Origin of the sequence: Haladaptatus halobius (assembly GCF_020618475.1) — an archaeon.
GTDB classification, from domain to species: Archaea; Halobacteriota; Halobacteria; order Halobacteriales; family Haladaptataceae; genus Haladaptatus; species Haladaptatus halobius.
Window position 1 is genome coordinate 253839 of sequence record NZ_CP085337.1, and the last position, 17247, is coordinate 271085.

The window sequence follows — 17247 nt, forward strand, 5'->3', positions numbered from 1 at the left end:
AGCGATAAATATCCGCACAACCAAATCGCGCACATCATTCTTCTCCGAATTTGACTACACGTTCCAGAATAGATTACTTATCTCCCGTAAGTAGCCTGTATGCGCTCGTGCGCGAATACTTTACGTCGAACCGGTCTTCCAGAAGGCGTTGAACGAGCGACGAACTCCATTTTCCAGCGTCGTATCCGGCGTTCTCGGGTGACTTTTTCAGTAATTGGCGAACTTCGGTTCGTTCCTCTGGATCGAGTTTTGGCGGACGACCGGGACGATCTTTATCGCTGGCCGCGTTTCGGATTGAGTCCTCTTCGAATCGCTGAAGCCAGTTGTAAATAGTCTTTCTCGAGAGGCCGTACCAGTCGGCTAAGTCTGTCTGCGTGACGCCCTGCTTGTACGCAATCGCGACCATGAGCCGCTTCGTCGATCGAACGTCGTCCGTATCATCTAACGCATCTCGAAGGTCGTTCGTCGAGACGTTCTCCAAACAGGCCATTATGAGAGATATCGAAATCAATGAGTAAAAAGTTTTGTGTTCCCTTGAGAATCTCCCATCGCTGATCATTCAATACTCGCGACCGGGGACTCGGCCACTTAATATCGAAACATGCTCTAACGAGAGAACGTTACGGTATTAGTGTTGTAACGAATGCGCCAATTTTACTCGATGGGGTACCACCGAGGGGGAATGTTCTTAATCGGCGGTAAATGACATAGACCACCGAGTCGGTTCATCGTCAAGACGGAAGTGGCCTGCGGAAACTCACTTACCGGTTGACGAAACGCTCGAAATCACCGACTGTAATCCGATTTACCGGCTTGAAACTCGCACGTCCCAACTCCGGGGTTGTAGTTTTGTCGCCGCACGTCGTAAATTATCTTCGCCATCATTGTTTCCCAGAGGGAAACGGAGACCGATTACTCTCCAGTCAATCTTCCGTTTGACGTGGTTCAGGAACCTAACTCTACTTCGATACTTTTCGCTGCACTTACCACGAGACCAGTGATGTCCTCCTCTAATCGTTTCCCCGACAGACTCGCCGTAGAACCACACACTGTGAGCGCTCCAAGCGGGTAATCGTCCGTGTCTCGGATGGGTACGGCAACGCAGTTTTGGCCATCTTTTCTGGTGCTTCGTTCGATGGCGAGCCGATGGTCACGAATTGTTCGGAGTTCGGAGAGCAGCGACTCGTCCATCCACTCGGCGCTTGAGACGAGTGCGTCTCGTTCAGCCGTCGGTTTGTAGGCGAGAATCGCCTTCCCTGCAACGTCGGTGGCGAGGGGAGCGCGAGTACCTTGCTTGCCGTCGTCAGTCGACCCGGCACGAACGGAATAGAGATAGACGACCTCCCCCGACTCTTCGATCGCTAGCGACACCGTCTCGCCGGTTGTCATGGCGAGATTGTTCATAACGGGTTTGGCGATTTTGTAGAGTCTGTTTCCCTTCCTAACTTTGTTTCCCATTTCGAAAAACTTGAGCCCTAGTTGATACTCATCCTCCACTTTCAGGACGTAGCCGAGGCGACGGAGCGTATCGAGATGCTTGTAAATCGAACTTTTTGACAAATCTAAGTGATTTGCGAGTTCGGTGACACCGGCCGAGTGAAGCTCCATCAACCCATCTAGCACCTGAAATACCTTCGCCGTCGTCCGTATCGGATACTCCGTTTCCGTGCCCATCGTATCTTCACGGTTCTCGAAGAATCTACATAATTTTTCCTAATTAGAAATACCCTTGTAGGAACAGGATCTCAAGTCGAGTTCCCAACTTTAGAAAGGATCGACGTAGAGCGAAAGGAGCGATTAGAGAACGGCTACATGGCATCTTCCCACCCACATCATGGACAGTACGTTGTGTTCCGGGATCTCCCACGGCCGTTTCCTAACTGGAAACGTCCTCTTACCGGAACACATCAATCACCGATTTTGAATGCGAGTCTATACGAGAAGAGAACAGTGAGCGAAAACGAGTGGGAGGTCGGTAGTCGTTAACTGGATGTAGGAAGATACTCGGTTTGGCGCTCGAACACGCTTTCGTTTGTCTCCGCGTCGAAGAGATGAAAACTGGACTCGTCGAAGGAAATATTCACAGCGGTACCGGCGGATGGGCGAACCCCACTCGAAGTACGGAGAATACACTCGTACTCGCCGATATGAAGGTAAATATAATTATCACTTCCGACGGGTTCAACCACGTCGACGGTTGCGCGAATACCGCCGTCGCTCTCTCCTTCCTCAATAGCGATATGTTCAGGTCGAACCCCAAGTGTCAGAGTAGTGCCGTTTGCAGCGTCGAGATTATCGACGAACGCGGCGGAAAGTGGGTAGCGGAACTCGGATCCGACGAGAGCGCCGTCGCGGAGTTCGACGTCGAAGAAGTTCATCTAGGGACTCCCGATGAAGTCGGCGACGAACCGATTCGTCGGTTGATGGTACACTTCGTCCGGCGTTCCGACTTGTTGGAGTTTCCGTCGGCGAGAACGACGATGCGGTCGGACATCGACATTGCCTCTTCCTGGTCGTGCGTGACGTATATCGTCGTCGTGTTCAGCTCCTCCTGTATCCGCTGGAGTTCCGTACGCATGTGGATCTTCACTTCGCATCGAGATTTGATAGTGGCTCGTCCATCAGGAATGCTTCCGGATAGCGAACAATGGCGCGCCCAGTTGTGACGCGTTGCTGTTGACCGCCGGAGAGGCTCCCCGGTAGCTTATCAAGGAGCTCCTCAATGCCCATCATCTCGGCAGCTTCTTCGACGCGGCGGTTGATCTGGTCGTCGGAGAGATCGCTTGTGAGTTTCAGACCGTACGACATGTTCTTTCGAACGCTCATGTGCGGGTAGAGCGCGTAGTTCTGAAACACCATCGCTATCCCGCGGTCTTGGGGGGAACGTCGTTCACTATTCGGTCTCTGATTGATATTTCCCCATCGGATACGTCTTCGAGACCGGCGAGCATTCGAAGCAACATCGATTTGCCGGATCCCGACGGACCGACGGTGGAGACGAATTCCCCGTCCTCGATATCCATACTGAATCCGTCTACGGCCACAATGGAACTCTCGTACTCTTTCCGCACATCGTTGAATCTCACGGTGCTCATGAGACAGTATGTCACGTGAAGACCGTCGCATATAAAAATATGCGTTATTATTAGTTATCTACAGACAATAACAAAACCGGAAACAATGTGGTTCTTCACCGCGAACTGGTATTTGAGAGGTGGACATTCTTTTGGGCGTTCGCTCCCTCTGACTCGTTCTTGTACAAGAATCATGGGGAATGTTTATGTGACCGGACTAATTCTATCCCCGTGGGATGCTAGATAATAGCAATAGTAAACCCCGTTTCGATAGGCGAAGCTTCGTGACCGCGGCCGGGGCGGCCGGTATCACCGGACTGGCCGGTTGTCGCGGCGGTCTCGGCGGTGGCGGCGGTGGAGGCAGCGGCGGAAAGACGACCATCAAGTACTGGACGCTGTTTGGCGGTGGCGACGGGAAGACGATGGAGAAGATAGTCAATAAGTTCAATGAGAGTCACGACAAGAAATTCAGGGGACGAAGGGATGACGAGCGCCGAGTCCGACATCGAACGGCTTCGACTGGGTCTCTCCGAGACTGGACAGTTCGTCTATCGCCACATTACCACTCTCGTTGGCGTGAGCAGTGCGTGGTTCTTCGCTTCCGCTCCGCTCATCACCATCGGGCCGACGACGCTCGCCGCGTACGTGGCGATTCAGTCGTTACACGAGAATGGGCAAGTTGATCACGGAGTCCTCGCCGAGCGGTTGCGGACGAACGGTATCCATGCGATGCTACTCGGTGCGCTGCCGATACTTCCTGCACTCGCTTCCGGCTTGTACGTGGACGCCTACCTCGGGTCGGGGTCGACGGTGAGCGCCGTGCTCGCAATCGTCTGCGCCTACGCGACCCTGTACGTGGTACTTCTCCTCATCCCGGCGTTCGTCTCGCTCTCGGGCGGCGCTGGAGTCGTCGAAGCGCTTCGGACGGGGCGGAAACAGCTCACAGGACACCCGACGCTCTCGCTTACGATCGGTATACTGACCGCGGTCACGACGAGTGTGACCGCGGTGTTTACCGTCGGATTCGTTATCCTGTTCCCCGCGCTCGCTTTCTCGCTGCACCTGTTTCTCTTCGGCTTCGACGACGAGGAGACGAGGAATGAGCGCAAAACCATGGACCGAACTCGCCGTTTGAATCAATTTCCAACCGAAAGTTAACGCACTACATGAACGATATAGATAAACCAAAGATACAGACTGATTCACAGTCATACCGAACTCAGCAGTCGCTAAACGGAACGTGGAGGTTCGTGCTCGATCCCGACGATGAAGGGCGCGACGCCAGTTGGTTCGACCCCGATACCGACTGGCCGTCAGAGATGACGGTAGACGTTCCGCACGCGTGGCAGGAAGACGATGACTATCTGGACTACGCGGGCGTCGCGTGGTATCGGCGTCAGGTCGAAGTCCCCGAAACCGAGGCGGACGAACGTGTCGCCGTCTCGTTCGGTGCCGTCGACTACGAGGCGACAGTCTGGGTCAACGGCGACGAAGTAGGGAGTCATCGCGGCGGTTACCTCCCGTTCGAGTTCGACGTTACGAATGAATCGCACGCGGGCGAGAACACGGTAGTCGTTCGAGTCGAAGACCCGGAAGATATCGACGAAATCCCGCACGGCAAGCAGGGAGAACCGTGGTACACGCGAGTAAGCGGTATCTGGGGAGACGTCGAACTCCGCACGCGCCCGAAAACACGGACGACGAACGCGCGCGTCACCCCGAACCTCGATTCGGACACGGCGGAAGTCGAGTTGACGTTCAAAACCGCGAAGGAGTTACGCGACTTGACGGCCACCGTCGCCGCCGCTTCCGACGGCGAAACGGTCGCAGAAGCGGCGGTCGAACTCGACGCAGGCGACTCAGTGCGAGTCGAATTGGACATGGAGAATCCGAACTACTGGACGCCGGAGTCGCCGCATCTATACGATCTCACGGTTCGCCTCAGCGCGGACGGCGAAACCGTCGACCGCTACGAGGACTACTTCGGCATGCGAAGCTTCGAAGTTACCGAAGATCGATTTCTACTCAACGGCGAACCGCTGCGGCTCCGCGGTGCGCTCGATCAGGGGTACTACCCCGAGACGCTATATCGTCCCTTCGAGGAGGGGCTTTTCGAGCGCGAAATTCGAATCGCGAAGGAGCTCGGGTTCAACATGCTCCGCAAGCACATCAAGCCCGCCCATCCGGATTTCATCGATGCGGCCAACCGACTCGGCATCCTTGTCTGGGAGGAACCGGCGAATCCGTCGGTCTACACCGAGCGCTCGAAATGCGAGGTTCGCGAACAGTTGAAGGGGCTCATCGAGCGCGACTACAACTCCCCGAGCGTCGTAGTTTGGAGTCTCTACAACGAAGAGTGGGGTATCGGCGGCCACTACGAGGAGGGAGAAGAGTCGCTGTGGACCGACGAGGAAAAGCAGACGTACCTCGCGGAGCTGTACGAGACCGCCCGTGAGTGGGACTCGACGCGCCTCATATGTGACAACTCGGGGTGGGCGCACGTCGCCACGGATATCAACGACTACCACCGCTACTTCGTCAGCCCGGATCGCGCCGACGCGTGGGCCGACGACCTCGATCACATTGTCGCGCACCCCGCGGACAACTACGGATCCGCGGAGACCGACCCCGACGAGTCGCCGATCGTTATCTCGGAGTTCGGGACGTGGGGGTTCTCCGACGTGGACGCGTTTCGGAAGCGCTATGGCGGCGAACCGTCGTGGTTCGACCACGAATTCTTCGACGATCCCATCAAGTGCCCGGCCGGCGTGGACGAACGATTCGAGAAGTCGCCGCTCTCGTCCGCGTTCGACGGATTTGACGACCTTGCAACCGTCTGGCAGGAACGCGAGTTCGTCTCGATCGCAGATATCATCGGTCAGGTGCGCACTCGAGAAGACATCGCCGGGTACGTCATCACCGAGTTCTCCGACATCGAGTGGGAATTCAACGGACTGCTCGACTACTACCGAGAGGAGAAGACGTTCTGCGACGAGTTCGCATCGGTGAACGGCCCCGTGATGCTTCGACTCGAACCGCGCGTACGATCCACTTGGAGCGGCGACGACGTTTCCGTCGACGTCGTCGTCGTCAACGACACCACCGAAACGATAGATACCGACCTCTCGTGGGAGGCGTTCGACGACGCTGGAACCGTCGCCGTCACCGTCGACGGCGCGAGCGCGGTGCGCATCGACGATGCGTTCACCGTCAACACGTCCGACACGTCCGGCGTCTCCTCGGACGAGGTGACCGCGACGCTCGAAACGTCATCTGATACGGTCACGACGGCCGAGAGACTGTGGGTCTACGATGACGAGCCGACTGCGGACGACGGTGTAACAGCGTTCGTGCGTGGGGCGATAAGTCCCCGAATGGCGGCAGCGGACAACGGCATAATCACCCAACACGAACTCGACGAGGACGTCGACATCGCCGTAGTCACGGATTTAGATGATTCCATCCGCTCGTTCGCCGAAGCGGGGGGAGCGGTTATCCTCGTCCCCGGTTCCGACGGATCGATGTCGGACGAGACTCCCTTCGAGTTCCGCGAACTCCCGGCCACCGAGAGCTGGAACCTCGTTTCCTCGTTCTTCTACAGCGACTCGGAACCGATGTCCGACCTAGTCGTCGACCGACGTCTGGGATGGGCGTTCGACGGTCTCTACCCGTACGCGGTTGCGACGGATGTCGAGGAATCCGACGAAGTTCACGTCGGCTACGTCGAGGGATGGCTCGTCAACGAGGGGAGTCCGCTCTTAACACGTGAGTTCGGCGCGGGAACTGTCACGGCGTGTACGTTTCGTCTCTCCGATGCCTACGGCGAAAATCCGACAGGAACAACACTTATGAGCAACATCATCGAGAGGGTTACAGACGAATGAGAATTGTCGATTACGAGCTGTTCGAAGTACCGCCGCGGTGGCTCTTTCTAAAGGTCACCACGAGCGACGGTATCGTCGGCTGGGGCGAACCGGTCGTCGAAGGGCGTGCGAAGACGGTTCGCGCCGCCGTCGAAGAACTGATGGACGACTACTTGATGGGTGAAGATCCGCTACCCATCGAGAACCACTGGCAGACGATGTACCGTGGCGGTTTCTACCGCGGCGGGCCGATCCTCATGAGCGCCATCGCCGGTATCGATCAAGCGCTCTGGGATATCAAAGGCAAACATTACGGTGCGCCGGTGTACGAACTGCTCGGTGGAAAGGCGCGGAATCGTATCCGTGTTTATCAATGGATCGGTGGCGACCGCCCGGCCGACGTCGGCCAAGCCGCCGCCGAGAAGGTCGACGCCGGGTTTACCGCGTTGAAGATGAATGCGACGTCCGAGCTTCGGCGCGTGGATACGTCGGCGACCGTCCAGTCAGCGGTTGACCGAATCGCGCAGGTTCGCGAGGAAGTCGGCGACGAGGTGGATATCGGCGTCGACTTCCACGGTCGTGTGTCGAAGCCGATGGCCAAGCGGTTGGCCAAGGCGCTTGAACCGCACGAACCCTTCTTCATCGAAGAGCCGGTGCTCGCTGAACACAACGACGAACTCGGCGACATCGCCGCTCACACGACTATCCCCATCGCAACGGGCGAGCGCATGTACTCGCGGTGGGATTTTAAACAGGTGTTCGAGGACGGATCGGTCGACATCATTCAACCCGACCTCTCGCACGCCGGCGGTATCACCGAGGTGAAGAAGATTGCCGCGATGGCCGAAGCGTACGACGTGGCGATGGCACCGCACTGCCCGCTCGGCCCTATCGCACTCGCGTCGTGCATACAAGTCGACGCCTGTTCGTCTAATACGCTCATCCAAGAACAGAGCCTCGATATCCACTACAACGAGACAAGCGACGTTCTCGACTACCTCGCCGATCCCGACGTCTTCGAGTATCGACAGGGGTTCGTTGAGCTTCCGACGAAGCCGGGACTCAGTATCGAGATCGACGAATCGACAGTTCGGTCGAACGCCGAACATGAAGTCAACTGGCACAATCCGATCTGGCGGCACGACGACGGCTCTATCGCGGAGTGGTGACGGATAGGTATCCGACCGATTGGGGACGGTTCGAAGACCAGACCGTCGTCGTTACCGGTTCGACCCGGGGCATCGGCGCAAGCATCGCCGATCGGTTCGCCGCCGAAGGGGCGAACATCGTCCTCACCGGACGAACAGCGGCGGACGGAGATGCCATCGTCGACGACATCGGCGATGATGGCGGCGAGGCGACGTTCCTGCGCGCGGACATGCGCGATCCGGCGGATATCGAGGCGTTGTTCGAGGCTGCAGCCGATCGCTTCGGCGGCGTTGACGTGCTGGTGAACAACGCCGGCGTGGAGACGAACACGGCGGCAGACGAGGCGACGCTGGACGACTAGGAGTTCGTCCTCGAAACCGACTTCAGAGCGTATTGGCTCTGCGCAAAACACGCGGTCGCCCAGATGGACGCGGGAGCCATCATCAACGTCTCCTCGAACCACGCGTTCCTGACGATGCCCGAGATGTTCCCGTACAACGCGGTGGAGGCAGGAATCAACGGAATGACCCGTGGGATGGTACTCGATTTCGGCCCCGACATCCGCGTCAACACCGTTAACCCCGGTTGGGTCGCAATCGAAAGCATGACCGAGGATATGGACGAGGCGAACCGCGAACACCTCGAATCGATTCATCCGGTCGGACGGCTTGGCGCACCTGCGAACATCGCAGGTGCCGTCGCGTTTTTGGCTAGCGACGATGCAGCGTTCGTCACCGGAGTTAGCCTCCTCGTAGACGGCGGGCGCAGTGCGGTGATGCAGGACGATACGCTACCCGACTATCGCATGCGACGAGGTGGGTAGAAAGTCGTTCGGCGACTACGAGTCTCGTCGTTGTTCGTTCGTGCTAGGATGGGACACCTACTGTAGCCGAAAAAGAAGTAAGTGGTCAAGCGAATCTGCGGAAACAAGTCCATTCTCAAATTGATTTCACTAAACGACGCCCAATTTTCAGTGAAATTCCTCTAAAACTGCATCAACGGCGCAAATTTTATGATGGTAGTTTACCTGTATTTACGCGGAACGATGCAGAGACGTAAGTTACTTACAGGTATCGCAGCAGGGAGTATCGGATTAACCGCCGGACTGACGAGTATCAGTGCGAAACGAACCGGTAAGAAGAATGGCCAGTACCAAAATCCGGTGTTCGAACCGATCTTCGCCGATCCTTCCGCAATCCGAACCGACGATGGACAGTACTACGCGTATGCGACCATGGACAATTGGGGTTCAGACAGGGGTGGCTGGCACATCGTTCCGATTATCCGCTCGACTGATCTCGTGAACTGGGAATACGTCGGCGATGCCTTCGACTCCGTGCCGGACTGGTACGAAAACGGAACCGCCGAGTTCGTCTGGGCACCTGATATCGCGCAGTATGATGGTGAGTATCATCTATTTTACTCGTTGGTGGATTTTTCACCCGAATACAATTGGGAACACCAGAGCATCGGCGTCGCGACGGCGGACTCGCCCGCAGGCCCGTTCGAGGATCAGGGTGAAGTCTTACAGGGATCGGATGTCGGTGTTGGAAACTCCATCGATCCGATGTTCTTCGTGGACGAAGGGTCGCCGTACCTCATCTGGGGGAGCTTTGACGGGATCTATCTCGTCGAACTCGCTCGTGACGGCAATGGCTGGGAGTACGTCGGAACGCCGGTTCAGATCGCAAGCGATCGTTTCGAGGGACCGTACATCATCGAACGAAACGGATGGTACTACTTGTTCGTTTCGAGCGGGGGGTGTTGCGGCGGTCCCGACGATACGTACCAAGTCGAAGTCGGTCACTCTCGCTCCTTAGACGGGCCGTACGTGAACCAGAGGGGCGAAAAACTTACCGACGCACCGGGAACGCTAGTTATCGACGACGATGAACAGTTTGGAGCCCCGGGGCACAACGCCATCGTAGAAGATGACGCTGGACGGGATTGGATGTTGTATCACGCCTACGACCGCGATGAACCCGGCTTCGTTCACGGAGTACCGCGTCGCCCGCTCCTTATTGACCCGATACAGTGGAGAGATGGCTGGCCGCGGGTGACGACGAGGACGCCGAGCCTTTATCAGCGCCGACCGGTCGACAGCAGATAGCAGCCTCTCCCTGCGAGGAAAAGCGATCTTAGATAATCGGGACGATTATTTGATCACGGTGTAACCTGATATGATACCAGAAGTAACTATCGTTGGGGGTTATTCGCGGTAACGGATATTAACGTTTCCGTGTTTAATATGGTATTTGACGTCATCGCACACTTGCTGCTCTTGACCGATTATCGACTCTGGCCGACGGTAAGCTACCGGCGGCTGCTTATCATCCGGCGCTTATTTCTCGTTTCGCCGACTGCACGACTGTTTCTCCCCTACCGACATAGAAAACCAAACTGCAAGCGGCGGCGAAACTATCGCACCGATTCGTCGAACGGATTATCGAGAACCACGGTATCCTCGCGCCCCGGGCCGACACCGACGGCGTAGACCGGCGTGTCGAGTTCCTCCTGAATGTATTCGAGATAGGCGCGAGCGTTCTCCGGAATCGCCTCGTACCCATCACGGGCGACTGCACTCCAGTCGACATCGGGCCACCCGTCGAACCGCCGATAGTTGACCGTACAGCGACTCCACCCTTCGGTAGTCGGGGGAACGGTTTTCACTTCGTCGCCATCGAACTGGTAGCTGTGGCCGACCTCCACCTCGTCGAGTCCGGCCAGTACGTCGATGTGACCGACCACAATGCCCGTAAAGCCGCTTGCGCGGGTGGCGTGGCGGAGAATCGGCATATCGAGCCATCCGACGCGGCGCGGGCGACCGGTGACGGTTCCGTACTCGCCGCCCTCGTCGCGGATGTAGGTCGCTAGCTCTTCTTCCGCCTTGTCGGTGGTTCCGTCACCCTCCGCCTCACTCCTATCGTAGCCAGGCGTCTGTCCTTCGACTCCGCCCAATTCGGTCGGGAGCGGGCCGGTTCCAACTCGCGTGAGATAGGCTTTCACGACGCCGATCACGTCACCTTGGCCGACGACGGTGGGGCCCAGACCGCTCCCCACGCAGGCGGCACCCGCCGTCGGATTCGAGGAGGTGACGTAGGGATACGTACCGTGGTCGATGTCGATCAACGTTCCTTGCGCTCCTTCGAACATCACCTCGTCACCTTCGTCGATCCGCCGTTGGAGGTAGGTACCGCAGTCGACGGTCATTCCTTCCTCGGCGAGTCGTTCGCCATAGGCGCGGTACGTCTCGAAGAGCCGGTCGATGTCGAACTCGGGACCCGTCTCTGCGTCGAAAACGTCCTCGACGAGCGCTCGCTTCTGGGGGATGACGTACTCCAGCCGGGCGCGGAGAAGCTCGCGGTCGAGCAACTCGCCGACGCGGATTCCCCGCCGACCGGCTTTATCTTCGTAGGTCGGTCCAATACCGCGTCCAGTCGTACCCACGGTGAGGTCGCCTTTTTCATTCTTGTCGTCCTCCTCGATACCGTCGAGAATACGGTGATAGGGGAAGATGACGTGCGCCCGCTCGGCGACGCGAACGCTCGGGTCGAGTCCGCGCTCGCGGAGCGTATCGAGTTCGTCGAACAGCGTCTCGGGGTTGACGACGCACCCGTTGCCGATGATGCACTCTTTCCCCCGGACGACGCCCGATGGGAGGAGAGAGAGCTTGTACTCCTCGCCCTCGTGAACGACGGTGTGGCCGGCGTTGTCGCCGCCCTGATAGCGGACGACGATGTCGGCGGCCTCACCGTAGAGATCGACGGCACCACCCTTGCCTTCGTCCCCGAACTGCGATCCGACGATAGTGACAGTCATACCGCCACCTTGTTTATACCCGACCTACAAATGGATGACGGTTTGACGGGGTTTCTGGCTCGAGTTATGCACAATTCTGTCTAGGCAAGTGCAGAACACCCGATTAGAGTAACCGAGACAGGGTAACCGAAACAGAGTGACAAATCGGGGTAACGTCCAGCATCACGTGCGTCGGCGGCCAGCTCTTCGGCGGACTGGGCAACGACAAGAGGGTTCGAGTAAGAACCATCGGGTCGAGAAGATGCGTTGTCGGACACCCCGCGTTGCCGCTGTAAATGGAGAAGGGTCGTATCCGATACTTTCGCCAGAACACGTCAACCCCGTCAACCCCATCGAAGCTCCCTCGAAACTAGTCATTTCGCCAAAAAAGGTACATCGCTGGGTGATTACTTCGCCACCTTCATCAGTTAATTGCTCCAATCTGTAACTTAGTCTATCTTCACTAACGAAACTATTAAATGGATACGATTCGTATCATACCCCACCGGAGGCACACGTATCTGATACCGCGATGTGGTCGCGGTGTGCGACAACCGAACCGTACCTTCGTTGTTTTCACCATACATCGGTTGACACCCTGTCTTAGAGCGGCAACGCGGGGTGTGGCGAACGTCGTAGTCCGACGAGGGAGATTTCGACAGGAACGTCGGTTCGTATTTACAGCGGCAACGTGGGGTGTCCGCCAACGTCATCTTCTCAATTACGTTCATCTGCAAACAGATTACAGCGGCAACGCGGGGTGTTACAGCGGCAACGTGGAGTGTTACAGCGGCAACGCGGGGTGTTACAGCGGCAAACTACATCAAAGTTCGAAAGCGTAACCCGCTGAATGCGCTTAATTCGGGATTTAGGGCGGCAACTTGCCGCGTTACAGCGGCAATAAGCTCCTTCGGTTAAGTAAGCGTTATAATCCCGGCTACCGATACGTTCGTTCAAGAATGTCGAGTTCGCCAGATTACTTCGGGGAGGACACAGCGATCTTCGCCAACAAGGAACTCCTGCAGGTTTCCCATCTTCCGGACGGAGACCAGATCATCGGGCGTGAGGAAGAATTGAAGAACCTCGGTAGCGCCCTCCGTCCCGCTCTCAACGGAAATACGCCCAGTAACGTCTTCCTCTACGGTAAAACTGGAACGGGGAAATCTCTCTGCTCGAAGTTCATCAGTCGGCAGATGATGCAGCGTGCGTCTGACAACGGTATTCGAGCCGGCTTCGCGTACGTCGACTGCCTTCAGGACTCCACCGAAACGCAGGCGGTGCAATCAGCTGGCCACCAATTGAACGACCCGAATCGAACGAATGTTACCATTCCACAGTCCGGGTTGAGCACGGCAGCGTACTACAAGCGCCTCTGGGACATCATCGAGAATCACTACGACGTGGCGATCATCATCCTCGACGAGGTCGACAAACTCGAGAGCGACCACATCCTCATGCAGCTATCCCGCGCGGTCGAATCCGGGAAACTCGAGGAATCGAAACTCGGTGTGATCGGTATTTCGAACAAGATTCGATACAAGGACGATTTGAACGAACGGATCAAGAGCAGTCTCTGCGAGCGAGATTACGTTTTCCCCCCGTACGACGCCAACCAACTTCGTGAAATCCTCTACTCTCGCGACGACGCGTTCGTCGACGATGTCCTCGACCAACCGGTCATTCCGCACGTCGCCGCACTTGCGGCACAAGAGCACGGCGACGCCCGACAGGCGATCGATATCCTGCGGTACGCGGGTGAAATCGCCGAAGAACGCGGCGACGAAACCGTCCGAGAAGAGCACGTCTCGCTCGCCCAAGAGAAAGAAGAACAGAACCGAATCGCGGAGTTGATTTCGAAAGCACCGACGCACACGCGATACGTGTTGCTTGCGCTCGCGTTCCGCGTCCAACAGTCTACCGACGCAGACCCGGAGATTCCAAACAAGAACGTCTATGAGACGTATCAACACATCTGCGAGCAAGAGAATTCCGACCCGCTCAAGCAGCGACGGGTTCGAGATCTCCTGAGCGAACTCGAGTTTCTCGGAATCATCAAACAGGATCGTCGCGGTCGCGGTCGGGGGAAGGGCGGCTACACGGTCAATCACCTCGTCGACGAACCGGAACTCGTCTTACGCGCCTGTAAGGAAGACCCATCGACGACGTGAACGACCCATCCTCCAACGCGAATTTAGGGTGGGGACAGATACCACTGAACGAAGAAGAATTGATCCAATGGGCGGTTCGAGCTACGTTCGAGCTGATCGACCGGGCGGTCTACTGCTCCAGTTCGGCCAACCGTTCGAGCGAACATTGTTCGGTTTCGCGGTCGATATCGGCGCCCTCCAGCATCGAGCGCATGTACTCTATCGACCGGTCGTATCGCTCGCGCTTGACCGGGTGCGGCGTTCCGTCCTTGCCTCCGTGGGCGAAGGCGTACTTCGCCGGATCCTCCTGGGAACTTTCGGTGTCGTACACCAACTCCGCGATCAGTGCCAGCGCTCGGAGCGACCCCGGGCCGATTCCCTCTAGCTCTACGAGTTCCTCGTAATCGCCGGGCTGATACTCGTAGGCCCGCCGTAGCTGGTCGAGCGCCTTCTCGGAGAGATCCGCCTGACGGAGTCGGTGATGGTTGGGCATCGTCAGGTCGGGGTCGCCGGTCAGGTCGATTCGAGTGCTCCCGCCGTCACTCGCGTTTCCCGCCGCTTCGCCGGCCGACGCACCGGTGCCGAAATCGGCCAGCGAGCGCTGTCCTTGCAGTTCGCGCTTGAGGTGGGTCGGATCATCCTGCACTAGATCCACCGATACGGCGCGGGTCTCTCCGGACGATTCGGCAGTGAGATCGAGCGGGTCAGAGCGCCGTTCCTGCGCGCAGATGGCCGTCTGAGGTTCCTCGACGAAGCTCTGGACGTCGTCGGCCAGCCAGTGATATCGCCGCGCCGTCGAATCGCTCATCCCCTGCTGGACGACACACCACGTCCCCGTCTCCGAAATCGCCATGGTGTGGTGGTACAGCACGTGGGAATCTTGGACGCAGCCGTTATCCACTGCCGCACTCATCCGCGAGATTCGCTTCAGTTCATCCCGGGTTTCCACCGAGACGTCGAGCATACTCGCGTCGATCTCATCGGGCGTCTTTCGGGACGTCGCACCCTTCCCCCCGACCACGGCGATGCCGTGTTTTTGGGGGGAGAGCGCCGTTTTCAGCGCTCCCATCGTCGTCGTGGTAACGCCCGAGGAGTGCCAGTCGAATCCGAGGACGCACCCGAGCGCTTGGAACCAATACGGATCGGAAAGCCTCCTGACGAGTTCGTCTTGGCCGTACTCTTCGATAACCGCCCACGAGATGGCCTCGCCGAGGTCGACCATCCGGTCGAAGAGCCACCGCGGAGCGGAACCCGTATGCAGAGGTAGGTCGGCGCTGGCATGTCGAGCCATCGGTAGCCCTCGCTAGGGCGTGGAACGATAAGAGTAGGCGGCGTGGAGTGAAAGTGACGCGGGAAGACGATCGTTCCGAGAAAGCGTTTTGGAACTTCACGAACCGCGGTTTCGCCACCGTCCCCTCCAACTACTAAAAACGGTACTGGCGTACCGTCGTCAGACCGATTCCTTTTTGCGGATTCGCCACGCCAATCTGAGGCCCGCCGCCAACACGACCACGATGGCCACGTGGTACACGATGTCCAAGAGAGTACGGGGACCGACGCCGACGATGATCATCCAGATTCCGACGAGCGTACCGAGTAACGCGAACGACTGCACGCCTGCGGCGATGGCAAACAGCGAGCGCGGTCGAACCCACGTCATCGCCAAGCCGACGAGCAGAACGCTACCGAGTACGCTTTCGGCGATCATCGCCTCTCGATGTTCGTATCCCTGGATGAGTACACCTGCGTGAATCACGGCGGCGAGAAGGAATGAGACGCCCTCAACACCTAGCAACGCGTGCATCGTCTGCTTCGCGGGCTCTCCCTGCTTTATCGAACGGAGTGATGCTCCAATAGTATCGAAGACGAATGCAGCCGCATTGACCGTTTAGTCGAACATGTTCGACCGCGCCCTGGAATCGGCGGAGAGGACTCCACGAACTTGCTTCCTTGAACGACGACAGTGCATTCGAACTGCCGTACAAGGGCCTAGGTTCATCGGAGACCGGGGGTACTCCGGAGAACTCTTCGGTTTGTGGACTCTTCGGTCGACAAGCCGTTGACTCGCCTTGATGCTAACCCTTGGAGTACACGTTACACCACGCATCGGGGGCTATCTCCCCTTCGACGCGGCTGCACGTGCCTGCGCTATCGCCGTTCTCCGGCGGCTCGTAAAACCGGCAGTTCGAGCACCGTTGGTCGCCCTTCGGGTGGTCTTGATAGTTCACCTGCCCTTTCGATGCCTTGCCGGTGAGACTCGAACAACCCGCGAGGGAGAGGACGGTTCCGGTTCCGAGCAACTGAAGAAATCGACGGCGTGCGGTCTTCGTGGACGCTGCGTCGGAATCGGGGGCTGTCTGCGTCTCGTCTAACTCCACTGAGTCTCGTGCGTGTGAAGACTTCTGGACACCATCCCCATGCGCTGGCGCGTCGAATTGGTTCTCGATTGCGTTGGTATCGGACTGCTTCATGCCACAGAGGAAGTGGGAACTGACTGTAGTCGTTCGCTCGAACATGTTCGTAGGTACGTGGATAAGGTCGGCCGCCGACGATACAAGTATGCCCAGAGCACGAGTGAAGTTCAAACCGCCGGGAAAAGCGCTCGGCGGCCCGTTCCGATTATCGACCGAGTGCCCGAACGACGAGTTTCGAATCTTGAGCGCCTACCCGACCGAGCAAGGGTTACTCGTCGTGTTAGAGGCGACGATGACGAATCCGGCTGTCGTTTTCGATCTGTTCGAGGGTGCGCCGAAGTCGAGGGTTTCCTCCTACGAGGTGCTCCACGCCGACGAGGAGACGGTCTTGCTACAGTTCCAACTTCCGTTCGTCCCCCCGCCGTATCGCGCGCTCTTGTCCTCGGGCAATCTGCCGCAGTTTCCCTACACCCTCGAAGACGGCTGGATACTCTGCGAGCTCACCACCTCGCAGGAACGGCTGTCGCAGTTTAGAGACGAGTTAGAGGAGACGGGGTTCACGTTCGAGGTCGTCTGGGTCACCCAGTCGGTCGATCCGACCGAGCTTTTGACCGACCGCCAACGTCGTTTTCTGACCGAAGCAGTCGAACGCGGGTACTACGATACGCCGCGAGGGTGTTCGCTCACCGACCTCGCAACTGCGTTGGGAGTCAGTAAATCGACGGCGAGCGTCGTGCTCCACCGCGCCGAAGAGACGATAATCAAGGAGTTCTTCGCCGAGCCGGTGAAGTGAGAAAAGGAC

At 57.8% G+C, this 17247-nt stretch carries 13 protein-coding genes and 2 pseudogenes; 7 read left to right on the forward strand and 8 right to left on the reverse strand.

Annotated features, from left to right (window positions below; translation table 11 throughout):
- Positions 1-73: 73 nt before the first annotated feature.
- The 4 genes and pseudogenes from LIW51_RS25115 to LIW51_RS25130 all read right to left on the reverse strand — a co-directional run bounded on the left by LIW51_RS25115 (position 74) and on the right by LIW51_RS25130 (position 3532).
- On the reverse strand, positions 74-490 hold the full coding sequence (locus tag LIW51_RS25115) for a helix-turn-helix domain-containing protein (protein WP_227378864.1): 417 nt from the start codon (positions 488-490) through the stop codon (positions 74-76).
- Between the two features lie 455 nt (positions 491-945).
- The gene (locus LIW51_RS25120) at positions 946-1674 is read right to left on the reverse strand and encodes an IclR family transcriptional regulator (RefSeq protein ID WP_227378865.1); all 729 of its coding nucleotides are present in this window, start codon (positions 1672-1674) and stop codon (positions 946-948) included.
- Between the two features lie 308 nt (positions 1675-1982).
- A pseudogene (locus LIW51_RS25125) lies at positions 1983-3095 on the reverse strand (ABC transporter ATP-binding protein).
- Positions 3096-3313: 218 nt separating this feature from the next.
- The gene (locus tag LIW51_RS25130) at positions 3314-3532 is read right to left on the reverse strand and encodes a hypothetical protein (RefSeq protein WP_227378866.1); all 219 of its coding nucleotides are present in this window, start codon (positions 3530-3532) and stop codon (positions 3314-3316) included.
- 25 nt (positions 3533-3557) lie between these two features.
- On the opposite strand from LIW51_RS25130, the gene LIW51_RS25135 reads away from it, so the two are divergent.
- The 5 genes and pseudogenes from LIW51_RS25135 (at position 3558) to LIW51_RS25155 (ending at position 10196) form a co-directional block, all read left to right on the forward strand.
- Positions 3558-4232: a hypothetical protein gene (locus tag LIW51_RS25135; RefSeq protein ID WP_227378867.1), complete on the forward strand. Its 675-nt coding sequence runs from the start codon at positions 3558-3560 to the stop codon at positions 4230-4232.
- Between the two features lie 92 nt (positions 4233-4324).
- Complete coding sequence (locus LIW51_RS25140; protein WP_255767577.1) at positions 4325-6958, forward strand: glycoside hydrolase family 2 protein; 2634 nt, start codon at positions 4325-4327, stop codon at positions 6956-6958.
- Positions 6955-8106, forward strand: a complete 1152-nt coding sequence (gene dgoD / locus LIW51_RS25145) for a galactonate dehydratase (protein ID WP_227378869.1) — start codon at positions 6955-6957, stop codon at positions 8104-8106. The genes LIW51_RS25140 and dgoD overlap by 4 nt, the downstream gene beginning before the upstream one ends.
- Positions 8100-8909, forward strand: a pseudogene (locus LIW51_RS25150) (SDR family NAD(P)-dependent oxidoreductase). Before dgoD ends, LIW51_RS25150 begins: the two are co-directional and overlap by 7 nt.
- Before the next feature lie 222 nt (positions 8910-9131).
- Entirely contained in the window at positions 9132-10196 is a 1065-nt protein-coding gene (locus LIW51_RS25155; RefSeq protein ID WP_227378870.1) for a family 43 glycosylhydrolase, read from the forward strand.
- Positions 10197-10504: 308 nt separating this feature from the next.
- On the opposite strand, the gene LIW51_RS25160 is transcribed toward LIW51_RS25155, so the two are convergent.
- Entirely contained in the window at positions 10505-11905 is a 1401-nt protein-coding gene (locus LIW51_RS25160; RefSeq protein WP_227378871.1) for an adenylosuccinate synthase, read from the reverse strand.
- A 938-nt stretch (positions 11906-12843) separates the two neighbouring features.
- On the opposite strand from LIW51_RS25160, the gene LIW51_RS25165 reads away from it, so the two are divergent.
- A complete protein-coding gene (locus LIW51_RS25165) occupies positions 12844-14052 on the forward strand; it encodes a Cdc6/Cdc18 family protein (RefSeq protein ID WP_227378872.1) in 1209 nt (402 codons plus the stop codon).
- Positions 14053-14161: 109 nt separating this feature from the next.
- Here LIW51_RS25165 and LIW51_RS25170 read toward each other — a convergent pair whose 3' ends face one another.
- From LIW51_RS25170 to LIW51_RS25180, 3 genes are all read right to left on the reverse strand, one after another.
- The gene (locus LIW51_RS25170; RefSeq protein WP_227378873.1) at positions 14162-15322 is read right to left on the reverse strand and encodes a DUF763 domain-containing protein; all 1161 of its coding nucleotides are present in this window, start codon (positions 15320-15322) and stop codon (positions 14162-14164) included.
- A gap of 159 nt (positions 15323-15481) precedes the next feature.
- A complete protein-coding gene (locus LIW51_RS25175; RefSeq protein WP_227378874.1) occupies positions 15482-15835 on the reverse strand; it encodes a hypothetical protein in 354 nt (117 codons plus the stop codon).
- Positions 15836-16106: 271 nt separating this feature from the next.
- The gene (locus LIW51_RS25180; protein WP_227378875.1) at positions 16107-16502 is read right to left on the reverse strand and encodes a high-potential iron-sulfur protein; all 396 of its coding nucleotides are present in this window, start codon (positions 16500-16502) and stop codon (positions 16107-16109) included.
- 88 nt (positions 16503-16590) lie between these two features.
- Here LIW51_RS25180 and LIW51_RS38965 point away from each other — a divergent pair, with 88 nt between their 5' ends.
- Complete coding sequence (locus tag LIW51_RS38965; RefSeq protein ID WP_303659920.1) at positions 16591-17238, forward strand: helix-turn-helix domain-containing protein; 648 nt, start codon at positions 16591-16593, stop codon at positions 17236-17238.
- The last annotated feature ends 9 nt before the right edge of the window (positions 17239-17247 follow it).

What these genes read in the sequence shown, in the direction of transcription:
- dgoD (WP_227378869.1), top strand. Translation starts at nt 6,955, where the DNA reads ATGAGAATTGTCGATTACGAGCTGTTCGAAGTACCGCCGCGGTGGCTC.
- LIW51_RS38965 (WP_303659920.1), top strand. Translation starts at nt 16,591, where the DNA reads ATGCCCAGAGCACGAGTGAAGTTCAAACCGCCGGGAAAAGCGCTCGGC.
- LIW51_RS25155 (WP_227378870.1), top strand. Translation starts at nt 9,132, where the DNA reads ATGCAGAGACGTAAGTTACTTACAGGTATCGCAGCAGGGAGTATCGGA.
- LIW51_RS25120 (WP_227378865.1), bottom strand. Translation starts at nt 1,674, where the DNA reads ATGGGCACGGAAACGGAGTATCCGATACGGACGACGGCGAAGGTATTT.
- LIW51_RS25115 (WP_227378864.1), bottom strand. Translation starts at nt 490, where the DNA reads ATGGCCTGTTTGGAGAACGTCTCGACGAACGACCTTCGAGATGCGTTA.
- LIW51_RS25180 (WP_227378875.1), bottom strand. Translation starts at nt 16,502, where the DNA reads ATGAAGCAGTCCGATACCAACGCAATCGAGAACCAATTCGACGCGCCA.
- LIW51_RS25135 (WP_227378867.1), top strand. Translation starts at nt 3,558, where the DNA reads ATGACGAGCGCCGAGTCCGACATCGAACGGCTTCGACTGGGTCTCTCC.
- LIW51_RS25170 (WP_227378873.1), bottom strand. Translation starts at nt 15,322, where the DNA reads ATGGCTCGACATGCCAGCGCCGACCTACCTCTGCATACGGGTTCCGCT.
- LIW51_RS25160 (WP_227378871.1), bottom strand. Translation starts at nt 11,905, where the DNA reads ATGACTGTCACTATCGTCGGATCGCAGTTCGGGGACGAAGGCAAGGGT.
- LIW51_RS25165 (WP_227378872.1), top strand. Translation starts at nt 12,844, where the DNA reads ATGTCGAGTTCGCCAGATTACTTCGGGGAGGACACAGCGATCTTCGCC.
- LIW51_RS25175 (WP_227378874.1), bottom strand. Translation starts at nt 15,835, where the DNA reads ATGCACGCGTTGCTAGGTGTTGAGGGCGTCTCATTCCTTCTCGCCGCC.